At 58.4% G+C, this 17,140-nt stretch carries 10 protein-coding genes; 1 reads left to right on the top strand and 9 read right to left on the bottom strand.

The annotated features are described in order from the left end of the window. Positions 1–3: 3 nt before the first annotated feature. Both QZ725_RS11715 and QZ725_RS11710 read right to left on the bottom strand, forming a co-directional pair. On the bottom strand, positions 4–381 hold the full coding sequence (locus QZ725_RS11715) for a hypothetical protein (RefSeq protein ID WP_293779713.1): 378 nt from the start codon (positions 379–381) through the stop codon (positions 4–6). 228 nt (positions 382–609) lie between these two features. Next, positions 610–1,473: a mechanosensitive ion channel family protein gene (locus tag QZ725_RS11710; protein WP_293779712.1), complete on the bottom strand. Its 864-nt coding sequence runs from the start codon at positions 1,471–1,473 to the stop codon at positions 610–612. A 248-nt stretch (positions 1,474–1,721) separates the two neighbouring features. Between QZ725_RS11710 and QZ725_RS11705 the strand changes: the two genes are divergently transcribed. Then, the gene (locus tag QZ725_RS11705; protein ID WP_293779711.1) at positions 1,722–3,389 is read left to right on the top strand and encodes a PAS domain-containing methyl-accepting chemotaxis protein; all 1,668 of its coding nucleotides are present in this window, start codon (positions 1,722–1,724) and stop codon (positions 3,387–3,389) included. A gap of 59 nt (positions 3,390–3,448) precedes the next feature. On the opposite strand, the gene QZ725_RS11700 is transcribed toward QZ725_RS11705, so the two are convergent. From QZ725_RS11700 to glgB, 7 genes are all read right to left on the bottom strand, one after another. Then, complete coding sequence (locus QZ725_RS11700; RefSeq protein ID WP_293779710.1) at positions 3,449–4,438, bottom strand: ROK family protein; 990 nt, start codon at positions 4,436–4,438, stop codon at positions 3,449–3,451. A gap of 143 nt (positions 4,439–4,581) precedes the next feature. After that, entirely contained in the window at positions 4,582–5,238 is a 657-nt protein-coding gene (locus tag QZ725_RS11695) for a response regulator transcription factor (protein WP_293779709.1), read from the bottom strand. Positions 5,239–6,004: 766 nt separating this feature from the next. Next, on the bottom strand, positions 6,005–8,818 hold the full coding sequence (gene treY / locus QZ725_RS11690; RefSeq protein ID WP_293779707.1) for a malto-oligosyltrehalose synthase: 2,814 nt from the start codon (positions 8,816–8,818) through the stop codon (positions 6,005–6,007). Then, positions 8,815–10,959: a 4-alpha-glucanotransferase gene (malQ, locus tag QZ725_RS11685; protein WP_293779705.1), complete on the bottom strand. Its 2,145-nt coding sequence runs from the start codon at positions 10,957–10,959 to the stop codon at positions 8,815–8,817. Before malQ ends, treY begins: the two co-directional genes overlap by 4 nt. Further along, a complete protein-coding gene (gene treZ / locus QZ725_RS11680) occupies positions 10,956–12,767 on the bottom strand; it encodes a malto-oligosyltrehalose trehalohydrolase (protein WP_293779703.1) in 1,812 nt (603 codons plus the stop codon). The genes malQ and treZ overlap by 4 nt, the downstream gene beginning before the upstream one ends. Further along, entirely contained in the window at positions 12,754–14,880 is a 2,127-nt protein-coding gene (gene glgX / locus QZ725_RS11675; protein WP_293779701.1) for a glycogen debranching protein GlgX, read from the bottom strand. The genes treZ and glgX overlap by 14 nt, the downstream gene beginning before the upstream one ends. Position 14,881: 1 nt before the next feature. Beyond that, positions 14,882–17,140, bottom strand: coding sequence for a 1,4-alpha-glucan branching protein GlgB (glgB, locus tag QZ725_RS11670; RefSeq protein ID WP_293779699.1), 2,259 nt, complete (start codon positions 17,138–17,140; stop codon positions 14,882–14,884).

Below are 17,140 nucleotides of genomic sequence, written 5' to 3'. Positions count from 1 at the left end.
TGTTCATGCACGCATGGCGTGTGCCAGCCTGCTCGCGGTGCTGGTACGGGCGACGCCAAATGGTGGCGGCCGTGTGGGCGGAGCCGTGTTGCTATCGATGAAGGATGCGAAAAGACATGAGCGTGTGCGGTCATGATGGCGAGTCATCGCCAGTGCCGGGGCAGGAATCAGGATGTCGGCAAAATCAAGATGACCGGGCAGCATCTTGCCGCTATCTGCCTGGCATGACGAGAACGCGAGTGTTGAGGAAAACGGGCAGGAAATGTCGAGGCCCTGCGTTTCCGACGCCACGGCATAGGCGGGCGGATACTCTTCGGCAACGTCGGCAAATACCTGTAAAGGGAGCAGCAGGATCAGACAGATGACGATGAATCGTCTCATACAGACCAAACAAAATACGGGCTGGTCAGTATAGCAACAAATCTTGAGCGGCATGGGTGAGGCGCCGCACACAGCGTGCGACAAAGACTTTTACGTCGAAAACCGGGACGGCGCATGATCGTCCTGCCTGTGAGTCAAGTGAAAGACAGTCCTTCCTTGTGACGTACGTAGTGAACACCGCAACGACGATGCAATGGTGCATCGTTGTAACGAGGCGCGGACCACCACTTATTCATCGGTTTTGGCTGCGACATAAGCACTGCGCGTATCCAGATATTGCCGGATGATCGCTTGCTCGACCTTGACGCGCTCGTTCGGACGGCAGCAGTAGCGTAGCGAAAAAGTGTATTCCTTGACGCTCTTGAGCTCGATCAGTACGCGCGGTTCGGCCGAAGGCAGGGTCACCAGTTCACGCGATTCGAGGCGTTCGAAGTGGCGATTGGCTTCTTCGATCCAGCCGCCGCAGATGTCGTGCGCCGCTTTCAACAAAGCTTGTTCCTGCAAGTGCATGTCCACATCGGGATGAATGGCGACCGGCAACATGTTGATGGTGAAGCGTCCGGTGGCGGTCAGGTTACGCACAGGTTTTGTCAGCAGGATGGAGTGCGGAATGCTGACGGTATGGCCGGTCAACTGGTTGCCTTCCATGGTTTCGGCGACGGTGGTGGCGATCAGGTCCGAGTCGAGCACACGTCCCGAAATGTTTTCCATCTCGACAAAATCACCGATGCGATAAGGGCGCGAGATCGCCAGCATGGCCGTTCCAAGCAGATTCAGCAGAAATTCCTTGCTGACGATCAGGATGGCGCCCGCCACTGCCGCAAGTGACAGCGCCGCACCGGCGATCTTCGATGCCCAGGTTGCGCCGACCAGAATGACGGCGGTTAGCAGAACCAGATTCTTGGCGAGCACCAGATTACGGCGTTGCCGTGCAATATCGGTTGCGCCTTGCAGGCGTGCGCGTTTTTGTAAAAATTTGACGATAAGTACCGTGACGATGATGGTCGTCAATGTCACGAGAATACGGCCCAGTTCGGATTTGCCGAACAGATTGAGTGCCGCGTAAAGCTCGCGGGCGTCGGGGAAAGACATAGGCGTGCTTTTATATATAGGAAGAGTTGATTATCGCGTGGATTGCGGTTGCTCGCAGTCGACAAGCTTTAAACAAAATAAACAAATTCGATATTTATTTGTTTAAATTAACTAATTCATGTTTTTTATTGGTAAGATTTGATTTATATCAAAAAGTCGGCCGTATGAAAGCGCGACAGTTTGCATAGCAGCTAGGCGTGATAATTCCTGCCCCGAGCTGAATCATTCATTAAATAAAGGAGAGGACGATGCGTACCAATTTGCCGGTGACGAACAATGAGTATGTGTTGAGCGAGGGGACATCGCTGGTATCCAAGACCGATATCAAAGGACGCATCACCTACTTCAACCCCGCTTTCGTCGAGGCCAGCGGTTTTACCGAAGACGAACTCATGGGCGCGCCGCATAATTTGGTACGTCATCCCGACATGCCGGAAGAGGCCTTCTACGATCTTTGGCAGACGCTGAAACAAGGTCGTCCCTGGAACGGTGTCATCAAGAATCGTCGCAAGAATGGCGACTTCTATTGGGTGCATGCGAATGCAACGCCGGTACGGGAGGGCAGCCAGGTTGTTGGCTATATGTCGGTCCGCAACAAGGCAACTGCACAGCAAATTGCAGAAGCGGCTCAATTGTATGCGCGCATGCGCAGCGGCCAAGCGCGCGGCATCGCCTTGCGTGGCGGTCGCGTTGTTTCTACCGGGTTGGGCGGCAAACTGGCTGCGTTGCGGGAAATTGGTCTGGGAAAACGCCTTGTGATCGGCATGAGTACATTGCTGATTTTGACGACGCTACTTGGTGCCGGTGCCATCTATGCTACCGAGCATGAGGTGCTTCGCTACGGGTTTGGTTCCTTGCTGGGTCTGGCCGTGCTGCTAATGCTCTGGTTCTGGAACAGCTTGTACACAGGCTTGGTGCGTCCATTGCGCAATCTGACGGATGCAGCCAATGCCGTGGCCGGTGGTGACCTGAGTACGACGTTCGATGTCGATCGGCAGGACGAGATGGGGCAGTTGCAGCGTGCGCTCCAGCAGATGAATGTCAATTTGCGTTCTGTCATGGGGGATGTGCGCAGTAACGTGGATACCATCATGGTCGCCACACGCGAGATCGCCAGCGGCAATATGGACTTGTCGGGCCGTACCGAATCGCAAGCGTCCAGCCTTGAAGAAACCGCTGCCAGCATGGAAGAGTTTTCAACGACGGTCAAACAGAATGCGGAGAGTGCTACACAGGCCAACGAGCTGGCGGTTTCCGCTTCGCAGGTTGCTGCACGAGGCGGTGAAGTCGTCGGGCAGGTTGGCGTCACCATGAGTGAAATCAGCGAATCCGCCCGCAAGATTGTGGACATCATCAGTTTGATCGATGGCATCGCCTTTCAAACCAATATCCTTGCGTTGAATGCAGCCGTTGAAGCAGCGCGCGCCGGCGAACAGGGGCGCGGGTTTGCGGTGGTGGCCGCCGAAGTGCGCAATTTGGCACAGCGCTCCGCCTCGGCCGCCAAGGAAATCAAACTGTTGATCGATGAGTCGGTGAACAAAGTGGAGGCAGGTAATCGTCTGGTAGGCGAGGCCACGCAGACGATGGCCGAAATCGTCACGTCGGTACGTCATGTCAATGAGTTCATGACGGAAATTGCCGAGGCAAGCCGCGAGCAGAGTCAGGGTATTGCGCAGGTCAATCAGGCAGTGACGCAAATGGACGAGGCTACGCAGCAGAACGCTGCACTGGTGGAGCAAGCCGCCGCTGCCGCCGCCAGTCTTGAGGAGCAAACTGTGCACCTGATGCGTTCTATCTCGGTGTTCAAGACATCCCGCTCCGATTCGTTGAATATCGCGGCTACTCGTCCGCGCAAATCCACTTCTTCAGGCGTGTCCTTGTTGCAGCACGAGGCGGAAGGGGCAATTGCCTACTGAGGATGAAGAAAAAAGCGGCGCATGATGCGCCGCTTTTCTTAAAAACGTTCCGAATATTTTCAGGCCAGATCCACTTCCGCCACGCGTTGCCACAGCGATTGTGAGCGCCAGTAGATCAACCATGCTTCCGGCATGACCAGATAGAGCGCGCCAATATCGGCCACATGCGAATCCAGTGCAGGCTGGATCAGTTGTACGCCTGTCGTCAAGGCTGGCATGTGCGCGCAGATTTCTTCCTTCACGATTGGCTCCAGCCAGTCGCCGTGGTGATGCCAGATGCTGCCTCCGATTACGAATACTTTCAGGTCGAGCGTTGCCGTTACGTTGTAAAGGGCGCGTCCGAACCACTTGGCGGCATGCACGACGGCCGCATGCGCCTTGACGTCGCCTTCCTTGACAGCATTGAACAAGTCTGCCGGCGAGCGACCGTATTGCGCTTCGAGATTGCGGCCTGATGCCAGCGATTCGGCATCGCCAAAGTTGCCGCAACCGCATTGCGCCTGCGATTGGTCGGTCAGTAACATGTGGCCCGCATGACCGGCATTGCCATTCTTGCCGTGCAGCAGGCGACCGTCCACGCACAGGCCGAAACCGATACCGGTGCTCCACGTCACGTAGGCGCAGTTGTCTTCGTTTTGCAAGGCACCGAAGGCGCGTTCGGCTGCCAAGGCTGCCACGCAATCGTTCTGGATAACGACGGTGGAGAAATGTTCGCGCAGCACCGCTTCCAGCGGGACCGATTGCCATTCGTTGAGCAGGTCGCCACGATTGCCGATGCCGCCGCAAATGTTCGGTGCGACCAGTTCGATGAAACCGTTGTTGCGCACGAAGGGACCGCATGAGCTGACCCCGACGGCGCCCAGATCGGCGAGTGTAATGCCGGCTTTTTCGCAGGCAAGTTTCAACATGGTCATGGCTTGTTCGGCTGGAGCACGCTCGGTACCCAGCTTGACCGTGGCTTCACTGATGCGGACCAATGGACCATCGCGGTCGGCAATCAGTGCCGCCATTTTGGTCCCGCCGATATCGATTCCTCCGATGTATTGCATGATGCTCCCTTGCTGGCCATTGAACGCGTAGGAAAACAAGTCCCTGCTGGACTGACTCCATCACGCCCACAAAGTTTATCAAGAGCATAAGTTATTTCGCCGTAGGAAAGAAGTGCGGCGCATGCATATCGAGAATGCGAGGTCTATTCGGGGAAGACTTCGATGCCCTGATCGATCGCGTAACGGATCAGGCCGGGCACGCCATCAACCCCCATCTTGCGGCAGACGAGCTTGCGATAACGATTGACGGTGGACAGGCTGAGAGAAAGGCGATCGGCAGTTTGTGTCGGCCGTTCGCCACGGCACATGCTGTGAAATACCTGCAACTCGCGCGCGCTCAGCCGCTGGTGGCGCATGGCTGCATGTTCGTTGCCATGACGTTGTGCCGACACTGCATGGCGCTTGCCGCTGCAGACGGTACGAATCGCGGTGATTAGTTCGTCTGCATCGCCATCCGAAGGAAAGTAGCCGTTGACACTGCTGCACATCATTTCCATGCCGTGGAAATTCTCCGAACGACTGTTGAGCAGGATGACGGGCAGCAGTGGTTGATTGGCCCGGAAGGCGGGCAGACGTTCGTAACCGAAACGGCGCAACGCAACCAGATCGAGTAGCAGCAGGTCAGGACGCAATTGCTCGACCATACGCAGCCCTTCTTCGGCCGATGGGGTTTCGCCGGTAATCGCAAAATCGGGCGTGGCAGTCAGCCAGCGACGTATGCCTGCACGTACGACCGGGAAATGTTCGACGATGAGAATCGAGACTGGCATAGGCTTGAGGGATGGCATCCGCGTGGTCAAGGCTATAACTTAAGAAAAAACGGTGGCCATGGTCTGTGAACAGGCGCACATACGTATGCAATTGCGAAAGAAAAGCGTTCTCTGTTGATAAGAAAATTTCCTTTGAAAAACAGAGGCTTGCGTTTCAACAGAAAGTCCTACAAAGGTTTGGGAATCCGCTGATAGGGCAGACAGGACAAAGCGTGCACCATGATGGTCCGATGGAGTGCATGTCAGCCGATCCGGTTCATGCCTTCAGAGCCGATCTGTTCACCTCATCAAGGAGAAGCGACATGGCGAACCAACATCACACTCGTGCCAACCTTGCGAAAGCAAAGTCGAACACGAGTTTGTATGGGCAATACGGCCCACCGAGTAGCACTATTGCAAGTCCCGATTCCAATCGCAGAGTCAGTCTGCGGGGGGCAACCACCTATCAGAACAACGATGCGCCGCTGTCCTCACAGTGCAAGGACAGTGTGCAGCGGGAACCGGACCGATCAGCCAGCCGCAAGAAGTAAACTGCAGTCACGACGGATTTCTGCATACATAACCCGCCGGTCATTGACTGGCGGGTTTTTGTTTTGTGGGTAATGTTTGAGAAGTGTGAATAGCTCAATCTTTTGCACTTTTATGCTTCAGTGCACTGTGACAGTAGGGGCAGCAATGCAGCGTAATGTGCAATCGATTGCCTTCGATGTCGAGGGCAATCTCGTTGCGAATAGAAAAATTCACCTTCCTTGATCGCGAAACCAGAGATTGAGCCCCCTGATTTCAACTAGCGTCGTCAGCTTGGCACGATCAACGCCACCGGATAGTCCCCCAGCAGGTTGACGATATCGATCTGCGAATCCTTGAGGTTGGCGCGCTTGCCATTGAGCACATTGATGTGATCGCCTTGCAGCGCCTGCGGCAGGATCAGCACCGTGTGGCCCGGTACATCGCCTGCTTCATGGCGAAGCGAGAGATCGTCATTGATCAGTTCAAGGCTGTAGCGCAGTGCCAGTACCAGCATGTGATGGTTCTCATGACGTCGCATGAAGGCAATCACATGATCGGACAGCGGCCCTTCAACAGTCAGCGGCAGATAATCCCCATCGGAAAACAGGCCGGGTTGGCGCTTGCGCAATTGCAGCGCAGCATGAATCAGCGGTTGCTTGAGCTGGCATTGATGCCAACTGCGGTGATGGCAGATACGATCCCAGACCTGATCTTCCTGTGCCAGCAACAGACGGCGGGCATCGTAATGGACGGGGCGACGATTGTCGGGATCGACCAGACTGAAATCCCAGAACTCGGTGCCCTGGTACAGATCGGGCACACCTGGCGCGGTCAGGCGTAACAGGGTTTGCGCAAGGCTGTTGGCGACGCCAGCCGTGGCAACGCGTGCTACCCAGGCGTAGATATCGTCGAGGAAGCTGGCGCTGCGTTCGCGGTCGAACAGGGAAAACAAAAACTGGCGACAGGCAGCTTCGTAATCGCCGTTCGGTAAGGCCCAGCTTGAATGGCGCTTGGCTTCGCGCAGCGCTTTCTCCTGCCACGCAGCCAGCCGCTCTGCATAGGCTTGCAGTCCATCCTGATCGTCAGGGCGCAATTCAAACGGCCACGCACCGAGAATCATCTGGTACAGCATGAGTTCATCGTTGAGTGCCGGTGCAATCACTTCCGGCGTATCGTCTTCGTTTGCCAAGCGCACGCGCAGATCGGTATGCAAACGCTTCCAGCGTCGCACGCTTTCGGCCCAGTCATCCGGTGTTTCGCTGAGTACGGCCAGTCGTGCACGCACATCTTCGCCGCGCTTGTGATCATGCGTGGCGGTGGTCAGCATGGCATGCGGGAATTGGCGGGCACGATCAAGATTGAACGCGTGGAAATCGTTAATGCTCGATGAAAAACACGCGGGATCGGCGCCGACCTCGTTGCGCGACAGCAGCAGGCCATAACGATAAAAAGCTGTGTCTTCGACCGATTTGGCAGCCAGCGGCGGCGTCAGTTGTTCGAAGCGACGTACGGCGAGCTGGCGCAGAGGCAGGGCATCCGGACTGGCATCGGGATCGATGTTGTCGGCATCGAACAGACTGACCAGCGTATCGAGCAGCGGTTGATCCTGGGGCGACAGGTTGCGGCGCGCTTCGGTAATCGTGCGTTCGATGATGACATTGTCGGTTTCGCTGCGACCGTTGCCGTGGCTGTAGGTGCGATAGACGGGGAACGCAACCAGCAATTCGGTCAGGATGCGGTGTATTGCTGCCTGCGAGATATCGCGTGTGTCGAGTTCGGTACGTGCGACAGCATGCACCGCGCGTGTGAGCGCGGCGAATTCCCCGACGAAATTCTCGCGCAGCAACTGACGACGTGCATTGAGGACATGGGTAGCGAAGCTGTCGTTGTCGCCAGTCACCTCGATCCACAGCTTGTTCAGCGCAGCCAGCCCGTTCTGACTGTGCAACAGGGCACCGACCTGATCCATGAATTCGTAACCGGTGGTGCCATCGATACCCCAGTCGGTTGAGAGCGCTTCGCCGTGCGTGAGAATTTTCTCCACAACGATCCACGGATGCGTATCTTGCCTGTCGGCCGGACGTTGCGCTGCAAGTGCCATCAGACGACGTCGCAGTTCGTTGCAGTAAGCCGGTGGATTAGCGAGGCCATCGACGTGATCGACACGCACGCCATCGATGAGTCCTTCGGCATACAGGCGGAAGATCACCGCATGCGTGGCATCGAACACATCGTCGAGTTCTACACGTACGCCTGCCAGATCGCTGACTTCGAAGAACCGTCGCCAGTTGATTTCCTCTGCCGCATTGCGCCACCACGTGAGTTTGTAGTTTTGCCGTTCGAGCAGGCGATGCAGACGTCCGACACCGCCGGGAATATCGGAATCGACCGATGCCAGAGCCTGGGCAATGCCTTCGCGGCCTTCCTCTGTTTGCGCCAGTTCGCGCAGCATGACGGCGCGTTGCGCATGCAGATCGAACGCATTGTCGTTTTCGGGATGGACTTCGGCGTAGTCGCTGGCCGTACTCTTCAGTGCAGCGCCGCCATGCCGCAGGACGCGAATCGTCGAATCGGGAGAGAGCGGAAAACGGTGTGTGAAATAACCGAAATAGAACAAGCCGCTGTCCGCATCGAATTGCAGACTCAGATCCCCAGAGCGCAGGGTTTGTGCATATTGATCGCCAAGAAACGGCAGCAGGATCTTGCCATTCAGCGTGGGATCGGGCGAATTCCAGTCGATATCGAACCAGCGCGCATAGCGGCTGTGGCGGCCCCACTCAAGCACGTTAAGCCACCACGGGTTATCCGCGCCGCCCACGCCCATGTGATTGGGCACGATGTCGATGATAAGACCCATGCCGGCGGCATGCAGTGTGTTGACCAGACGGCGCAAGGCTTCTTCGCCACCGAGTTCAGGATTGATGCGCGTGGGATCGACGATATCGTAACCGTGCGTGGAGCCGGGGCGGGCGGTCAGGATGGGTGACAGATACAGATGACTGATGCCCAGACGCGCGTAATAATCGACGACGCCAGCGGCATCGTCGAGCGTGAAATCCTTGTGCAGTTGCAGTCGCGCAGTGGCGCGGGGGATGCTCATGAATGGTGTCCTTGTGATGGGCGCGCACGGTCGAGTGCGTCAAGTCGTGCGGCGATATCCGGCTGATCGAGCATGGTATCGACCGTGCCGGGCAAGCGCCGACGCCAGTTCGGATGTTCGGCTATCGTGCTGGGTAGATTCGGTTGTTCCACCAGCCCCAGCGCATCTTCGAGTGGAATCATGACCAGCGGTGCCGGTGTGCTGCCGACGAATTCGAGCAGCGCATCGAGCGGCGGTTCGTTGCTGTCGCAATCGAACTGTCGTTCCGGATACTGGTAGCGCAAGGCATTGCACAAGCGCAGTCGGTCTTCCTGGCGCGCGGCACGCTCATCGGCGGCCAGCACGCCGGGGGCGAACAGATTGAGTTTTTCACGCCAATCGATATCGCGTCCCTGCCACCAGCCTTTGACGGTCGGCAGATCGTGCGTGGCCGTGGTGGCAATCGCATCGCGCGACCAGCGTTGCGGCGACCGGAACATGCCGTGTTCATGTTCGAACCACAGTACGCGTATGCCCATCAGTCCGGCATCGGCCAGCGTACGATCGAAACCCGCAGGCACGGTGCCAAGGTCTTCGCCAATGACGACGGCACGATGTCGATGGCTTTCAAGCGCGATCAGGCGCATCAGGTCCTGAAACGGATAACGCAGATAGACGCCTTCCGTGCCAGGCTGACCTTGCGGCACCAGCCACATGCGCGCGAGCCCGAGAATATGGTCGATGCGCACGCCGCCTGCATGACGGAAGGCGGCACGCAGCATTTCGATATACGCCTGAAAACCGTATTCACGCAACGCGCGTGGCGAGAAGGCACCAATGCCCCAGCTCTGGCCTTGCGGACCCAGCAGATCGGGCGGCGCGCCCACCGACAGACCGTTCAGCATTTGCGATTGACGGCTCCAGGCCTGGCTGCCGCCGCTTTCGGCACCGACGGCCAGGTCGGTGATCAGACCGATCGCCATGCCACTGTCGCGTGCGCCTTGTTGAGCACGTTGCAGGCCAAGCGCTGCCTGCCATTGCAGGAAGGCATAGAACGCGACTTCATTGGCATAGGTGGACGCAAACTCGGCGACGGCATCGCTGCGTGGATCGCGCAGTTCTTCCGGCCAGTCATGCCAACTGCCTTCGATGCCTTGCGCGCGCATGGCGACGTGCAGAGCTTCGAAGCGTGCATGATCTTCGATGGCTGTACCGCCTTCTTCGCGAAAGCGTGCGAATGTCTCCCAGCCTTCGGAATGGATGTCGTAGTGATCGAACAGGTGCCGCAATACGGCCAGGCGCCATTGCGTGGCGTGCGGCCAATCGACGAATTCGTCGGCTTGCAATTGCAGCCGCGTCGCATCGTTTTGCAGATGCGCAATCGCATCGCGCAGCGCGGCTTCGCCAGAAATGCTGGCGGGATCGATATGCAGCACATTGAACAGCAGGCGGCTCGATGGGCCGTAAGGACTGTAATGCCAGGGATTGGCACTGAACATCGCATGCACGGGACTGATCGCGATGCCGGAAGCACCGCGTCGCGCTGCCGATTTTGCCAGTTGTTCGAGTGCAGTGAAATCGCCGATGCCGGCATCACCCAATGTCGTGTCGCTATCGGCGCGACGCAAGGAGTACAACTGCGCGGCCAGTGCCCAAAGGTGGGGAGAGCGTGCATGGGCTGCGTCGGCCACGCTGAAGCAGCGCGGTGGCGCGACCGCAATCGTGACGGGATGGCGCTCGCCGATCGTCAGCAGGTGATACCCGATGGTGTCGATGGCTGTCATGCGTGCTGCGCTGTCGACTGCCGTTGATAGCGTGCCCGTGCGTTCACTGCCATCTTCCAGCATCAGCCGATAGGGCTCGCCGTGAAGCGCGGCCAGTGGCGAAAAGACGATGTCATGCCCCTGAACGGCTGTGATCAGCGGAGGCAAGGCGAGTCGGCGTTCCTCTTCCTGTAACTGTTGCAATGAAATGGCGCAGGCATCGTCATCGTGTGCATCGAGTTGCAGCGCAGTGAGAACCGTGCGCAGCGTGTCGGTACTCACGCGTTGCGGCTGGCCGAAGGCATCCGTCCATTCAACCGACAGACCGGCTGCTTCCGCCAGTTGCAACAGGGCGGCGTTCTCGTCAGGGGAGCGGTCGTCGTTCATTCGGGCATTCATGCAGCAGGCTCCAGCAAGGCAATGAAGGAATCGGCAGGCAGGGAATTCTGTTCCAGTGCCTGCAATACCCCGGGGGTTTCAAACAGTAGCTCCGCGCCGCCGGTGCGGGCGATCATGTCCAGTTGCACGGTGATAGCCTGTGCAGCCAAGTTGATGGCGATGGACAGCACGCTGCCATTATCGAGCTGCCAGCGTGCGGTCACGGCGGCTTCGCCGATGATAGTGGCGCCGAGCGCACGGCAATGCGCCAGATGCGGCACGATCTGTGTTTTGCGCAGGGTTAGTAGTCGTTGTATCCATGCCTGCCATTGCGCTGCATCCTTGCTTTGCGACGAAGGCAGCGATGATTCGAAGGTGGATCGCGCATTCGGATCGGGAATCCGTTCGCGCTGTGCTTCGTCGGCAAAGGCGGCGAAGCCGGCGAATTCCTGACGGCGACCGTCGCGCACGGCATCCGCCAGTTCCTGATTCGTGTAGCTGGTAAAGAATTGGAAGGGCTCGGTCGCACCCCATTGTTCGCCCATGAACAACAGAGGAATCTGCGGCGACAGTAACAGCAGTGCCATTGCCGCCCGCAAGGCATCGGGGCGCGCCAGCGTGGTCAGGCGATCGCCGAAGGCACGATTGCCGATCTGATCGTGATTCTGCAAAAACAGCACGAAAGCCCACGGCGGCAAATGCGCGCTGGATTCGCCGCGCAAGGCGTTGTCGCGAATTGGCGACGGCTCGCCCTGATAGACGAAGCCTTCGGCGAGGCAGCGTGCCAGCTTGTGCGCCGGGCGGTCGCAGTAATCGCGGTAGTAATGATCGCCTTCGCCGGTCAGCAATGTATGCAGCACATGGTGTCCGTCGTCGTTCCACTGTGCATCGAATGGCGCATCGACGGTGCGGCCGAGCAGGCGGGCGGCATTGTCGTCATGTTCGAGTACCAGATGCACGTATCGCTCGCCGCCGATTTCATGGCGCACGCGCTGGCCCATTTCTTCCAGCCAATCCTGTTCGCTTATGGCGTGCACGGCATCGAAACGCAAGCCGTCGAAGCGGTATTCGCGTAGCCAGTACAAGGCATTCTCGGTGAAAAAATCCCGCACCTGGCGCCGACGAAAATCGATGGCTTGTCCCCACGGCGTCTGGATATCGTCGCGGAAGAAATCCTTGGCGTAAGCGCCGAGATAATTGCCGTCCGGGCCGAAATGGTTGTAGACCACATCGAGGAACACCATCATGCCCAACCCATGTGCGGTATCGATCAGCGCCTTGAGTTCGGCCGGCGTGCCGTAACTGGTATCGGGTGCATACGGCAGCACGCCGTCATACCCCCAATTACGCTGGCCCGGAAAGTCGTTCAGCGGCATCAGTTCGATGGCGGTGATGCCGAGTGCTGCCAGTTCCGGCAACTTGTGCTGTACGCCGGTAAAACCGCCGCAGGCACCGACATGCAATTCGTACAGTACCGTCTCGTGCCACGGCCGCCCTTTCCAAAGCGGATACTGCCAGTGGTAATCGCGCAGATCGACAACGATACTGGCGTCGTGCACGTCGCCATCCTGCAGACGTGACGCCGGATCGGCCACGCGCAAAGTATTGCCATCTTCCTGCACGATTTCGAATTGATACCGCGCGCCCGGCTGGCAGGCGGCTTCGACCTCATACCAGCCGTCGGGTAGCGCCAGCATGGCGTGCAGCGTGTCGCCATCCAGAATCAGATTGACCTGATCGGCGGTTGGCGCCCACAGGCGAAACAGCACGCGTCCCGAGCCACGTGCTTGCGGCCCAAAGGAATAAGGCAACGACTCAAACGCGGACATTATCGGCCACCAGCAAGACAGCACTGTGCGAGCCGACAGTGATACGGTTGTTCTCGATGACATGCAGCGGTTCTTCACCATCCTTCTGGCCGGCATCGATCAATACCTTCCAGTCGAGTACCGGCTCCGGCAGCACAAATTCGCGGTCTTCCCACAGGGCATTGAGCAGGAGAAGCGAAGCCGTGACATGGCTGTCGGCGTTGCGCTTGCCTTCGATGCGCGCCACGCGACGCAGAACCAGCAGGCGACCTTCGGCAAAGCGCCAGCTTTCTTCCGTCATCGGCTGGCCGAATTCGTCGAACCATGACGTGTCGTAGAGGCCGGGCAGAATTTCCAGATCGCCCGTATAGAAGCGCGAGGCATGCAGGGTAGGACGTGCACGACGTGCTTCGATACAGCGGCGCGTGAAATCGATCAGCGATTTGCCAGGATCGCTTTCCGCCTGTGTCCAGTCCATCCACGACAAATCGCTGTCCTGGCAATAGGCGTTGTTGTTGCCCTGCTGCGTGCGTGCGAATTCATCACCGCCCAGCAACATCGGCGTGCCATTCGAAAAGAACAGTGTCATCAGCATCGACCGGCGCAGTTTTTCACGCGTGTAATTGATGCCTGCGTCATCCGTCGGTCCTTCGGCGCCCCAGTTCCAGCTTTCGTTATCGTTGGCGCCATCGCGGTTTTCTTCGCCATTGGCATCGTTGTGCTTCTCGTTGTAGCTGACCAGATCGTTGAGGGTGAAGCCATCATGTGCCGTGATGAAATTGACCGAGGCCCACGGACGACGACGATGATGTGCAAACAGATCCGCCGAGCCAAGCAGGCGCGCCGCGATGGCGCCGCGCATGTCGGCATCGCCTTTCCAGAAGCGGCGGGCGTCGTCGCGGAAGCGGCCGTTCCATTCGGCAAAGCCGGCAGGATGATTGCCGATCTGGTAGCCGCCGGGACCGATGTCCCAAGGTTCAGAAATCAGTTTCACTTGTGACAGGACCGGATCCTGTCGCAGTGCATCAAAGAAGCCGCAGCCCGGATCGAAACCGTTGGCTTCACGCCCCAGCGTGACGCCGAGATCAAAACGGAAACCGTCGACGTGGAATTCCTGCACCCAGTAGCGCAGCGAATCCATCACCATCTGGATCACGCGCGGATGCGACATGTTGACGGTGTTGCCGCAGCCGGTATCGTTGATGCTATGACGTGGATTGTCGGGCAGCAGGCGATAGTAGCTGGCATTGTCGAGGCCGCGGAACGACAGCGTCGGCCCCATTTCGCTTTCTTCGCAGGTGTGGTTGTAGACCACGTCGAGAATCACTTCGATGCCGGCCAGATGCAACTGGCGAATGGCTCGACGCATTTCATTGAGCGAGCCGTCGGACAAGTACGATGGTTCTGGTGCGAAATACGACAGCGTGTTGTAACCCCAGTAATTGCGCAGATCCTTTTCGACTAGACGACGATCCTGCAGGATCGCATGCACTGGCAGCAGTTCGAGCGAGGTCACGCCAATCTTCATCAGATGATCGATCACATACGGATCGGCCAGTGCCGCGAAGGTGCCGCGCTCGCGATCGGGAATGCCATCAAGCTTCATCGACAGACCGCGCAGATGTGCTTCATAGAACACGGTCTGGTCCCACGACACATCAGGCGATTCGTCGCGGCCCCACTGAAAGTTGTCGTCGGTGACGATACCCTTGGGCATGTAGTGCGCGCTGTCGCGACGATCGAACGACAGATCGCCACGCGTGTGGCCAACCTTGTAACCGTAGAGTGCATCGTTCCAGCGCACATGGCCATGTAGACGACGTGCGTAGGGATCGAGCAGCAGCTTGTGCGGATTGAAGCGGTGGCCCTGTTCGGGTTGGTACGGGCCGTAGGCGCGATACCCATAGAGCTGGCCGGCGCGTACCTCAGGCACATAACCGTGCCATACCTCGTCCGTGCATTCGGGCAGTTCGTAGCGCGCGATTTCGCGGCGGCCGGTGGCGTCGAACAGACAGAGTTCGATTTTTTCCGCATGGGCGGAGAAAACGGCGAAGTTGGTGCCGAAGCCGTCGACGGTGGCGCCCAGTGGGTACGGACGACCAGATTGAATGCGAGTGCGATTTTGTTGTGCCATTTTATTGCTGGTTCTTTCTGAAAATCACGGTGGAGAGAGGTGGCAAGGTCAGCACCAATGACTGTGTGTGACCATGCGATGCATGTTCAGTGGTCGCCACGCGACCGGCATTGCCGAGGTTGCTGCCGCCATAGACGTCAGCATCGGAATTGATGACTTCATCCCAGTTGCCGCCTTCGGGCACGCCAATGCGGTAATCCTGGCGTGGGACCGGCGTCATATTGCATACGACAAGTACAGTCGGCGCATTCGGGCTGCGGCGCACAAAGGCAAACACACTGTTGTCGGCATCGTCGCCGATGATCCAGCCGAAGCCTTGGGGCTGGCAGTCGCTTTCGTGCAAGGCTGGCTGCTCGACATAGAAGCGGTTGAGATCGCGTACCAGACGCTGCACACCGCGATGGCGCGGATCGTCGAGCAAATGCCATTCGGGCGAGCCATCGTGATTCCATTCGCCGCGCTGGCCGAATTCGCAACCCATGAATAGCAGCTTCTTGCCCGGATGCGTCCACATGAAGCCGAGATAGGCACGCAGATTGGCGAGTTTCTGCCATTCGTCACCAGGCATCTTGCCAAGCAGAGAGCCTTTGCCGTGCACGACTTCATCGTGCGAAATCGGCAGAACGAATTTTTCCGAATACGCATAGACCATGCCGAAGGTCATGTCGTTGTGGTGATGGCGGCGATGCACGGGATCGTGTTCGATGTACCGCAGCGTGTCGTGCATCCAGCCCATGTTCCACTTGTACGAAAAGCCGAGACCATTTTCGCTCACCGGTGCGGTCACGCCCGGCCAGGCAGTCGATTCCTCGGCAATCATCAGCGCACCGGGGCAGCGCTCGGCCACGGCGGCATTGAGTTCCTTGAGGAAGGCGACGGCTTCGAGGTTTTCACGCCCGCCATGAATATTCGGAATCCATTCGCCGGCCTTGCGGCTGTAGTCGCGATACAGCATGGAGGCGACCGCATCCACGCGCAACCCGTCGATGTGGAAGTGTTCCAGCCATTCGAGCGCCGAGGCGATCAGAAAGCCGCGCACTTCGTTGCGCCCGAAGTTGTAGATCAGCGTGTTCCAGTCCTGATGGAAGCCTTCGCGCGGATCGGCGTGCTCGTAGAGCGCACTGCCGTCGAACTGCGCGAGGCCATGCGCGTCGGATGGAAAGTGCGCCGGTACCCAGTCCAGAAGCACGCCAAGGCCGGCGTTGTGGCAGCGATCGACAAAGGCGGCGAATGCAGCCGGCGAACCGAAGCGTGCGCTCGGTGCAAATTGCGACAGCGGCTGGTAGCCCCACGAGCCGGCGAAGGGATGTTCCATCACCGGCAGGAATTCCAGATGCGTGAAGCCCATGTCGAGCGCATAGGGAATCAGCCGGTCGCCTAGCTCATGCCAGTCGAGATGGCGGTTGCCTTCTTCGGTAATGCGCAGCCAAGAACCCGCATGCACTTCGTAGATCGACATCGGCACCGAACACGGTTTCAGATCGTTGCGCGCTTTCATCCATGCTTCGTCGCTCCAGCGGAAGGGCGTCGCCGAGGCAACAACCGAGCTGGTAGCGGGCGGCAGTTCGGTTGCGCGCGCTATGGGATCGGCTTTCAACGGCAGCAACTGACCGTTGATGTCCAGCAGTTCGTACTTGTAGCGTTCACCGACACCGAGGCGTGGAATGAACAGTTCCCATACACCGGCCTGCTGACGCAGGCGCATCGGATGACGACGCCCATCCCAGCTATTGAAGTCGCCGACTACCGATACGCGTCGTGCATTGGGTGCCCAGACGGCAAAGCGCACGCCTTCGATGCCATCGACGGTCATCGGTATCGCACCCAGGCAATGTCCGAGTTCGCGATGCCGGCCTTCGGCAATCAGGTGCAGATCGAGTTCGCCCAGCAACAAGCCGAACGAGTAGGGGTCTTCGATGGTTTGCCTGGTATCACCTGCATGCGCATGGCCCGGCCAGACGATGTCCAGTACGTAGGGGGCGACATTCTTGCCCGGCAGCTGGCCGATGAATAGCCCGTTGTGATCGCGTGCACTCAGTTCGACCGATTTGTTGCCGCAGCGCGCGTGCACGCTCTTTGCGCCCGGTTGAAAGGTGCGAATTTCAATCTTGCCATTGACGGCATGCGGCCCGAGAAAGGCAAACGGATCACCGAGCCGGGCATGCAAAAGCGCATCCTGCTGCGCTGCGAAGGCGGTGTCGGCTGGTACATCCGAGGTTGTGTCGGAGCCAGAGCGGGATGAGGCGGATACTTCAGACAT

The organism is uncultured Oxalicibacterium sp. (genome assembly GCF_913776015.1).
Classification (GTDB): domain Bacteria; phylum Pseudomonadota; class Gammaproteobacteria; order Burkholderiales; family Burkholderiaceae_D; genus Oxalicibacterium.
This window is presented reverse-complemented; position numbering and strand designations above follow the sequence as displayed.

What these genes read in the sequence shown, in the direction of transcription:
- QZ725_RS11700 (WP_293779710.1), bottom strand. Translation starts at nt 4,438, where the DNA reads ATGCAATACATCGGAGGAATCGATATCGGCGGGACCAAAATGGCGGCA.
- treY (WP_293779707.1), bottom strand. Translation starts at nt 8,818, where the DNA reads ATGAGCATCCCCCGCGCCACTGCGCGACTGCAACTGCACAAGGATTTC.
- glgB (WP_293779699.1), bottom strand. Translation starts at nt 17,140, where the DNA reads ATGTCTGAAGTATCCGCCTCATCCCGCTCTGGCTCCGACACAACCTCG.
- QZ725_RS11710 (WP_293779712.1), bottom strand. Translation starts at nt 1,473, where the DNA reads ATGTCTTTCCCCGACGCCCGCGAGCTTTACGCGGCACTCAATCTGTTC.
- QZ725_RS11705 (WP_293779711.1), top strand. Translation starts at nt 1,722, where the DNA reads ATGCGTACCAATTTGCCGGTGACGAACAATGAGTATGTGTTGAGCGAG.
- QZ725_RS11715 (WP_293779713.1), bottom strand. Translation starts at nt 381, where the DNA reads ATGAGACGATTCATCGTCATCTGTCTGATCCTGCTGCTCCCTTTACAG.
- malQ (WP_293779705.1), bottom strand. Translation starts at nt 10,959, where the DNA reads ATGAATGCCCGAATGAACGACGACCGCTCCCCTGACGAGAACGCCGCC.
- glgX (WP_293779701.1), bottom strand. Translation starts at nt 14,880, where the DNA reads ATGGCACAACAAAATCGCACTCGCATTCAATCTGGTCGTCCGTACCCA.
- treZ (WP_293779703.1), bottom strand. Translation starts at nt 12,767, where the DNA reads ATGTCCGCGTTTGAGTCGTTGCCTTATTCCTTTGGGCCGCAAGCACGT.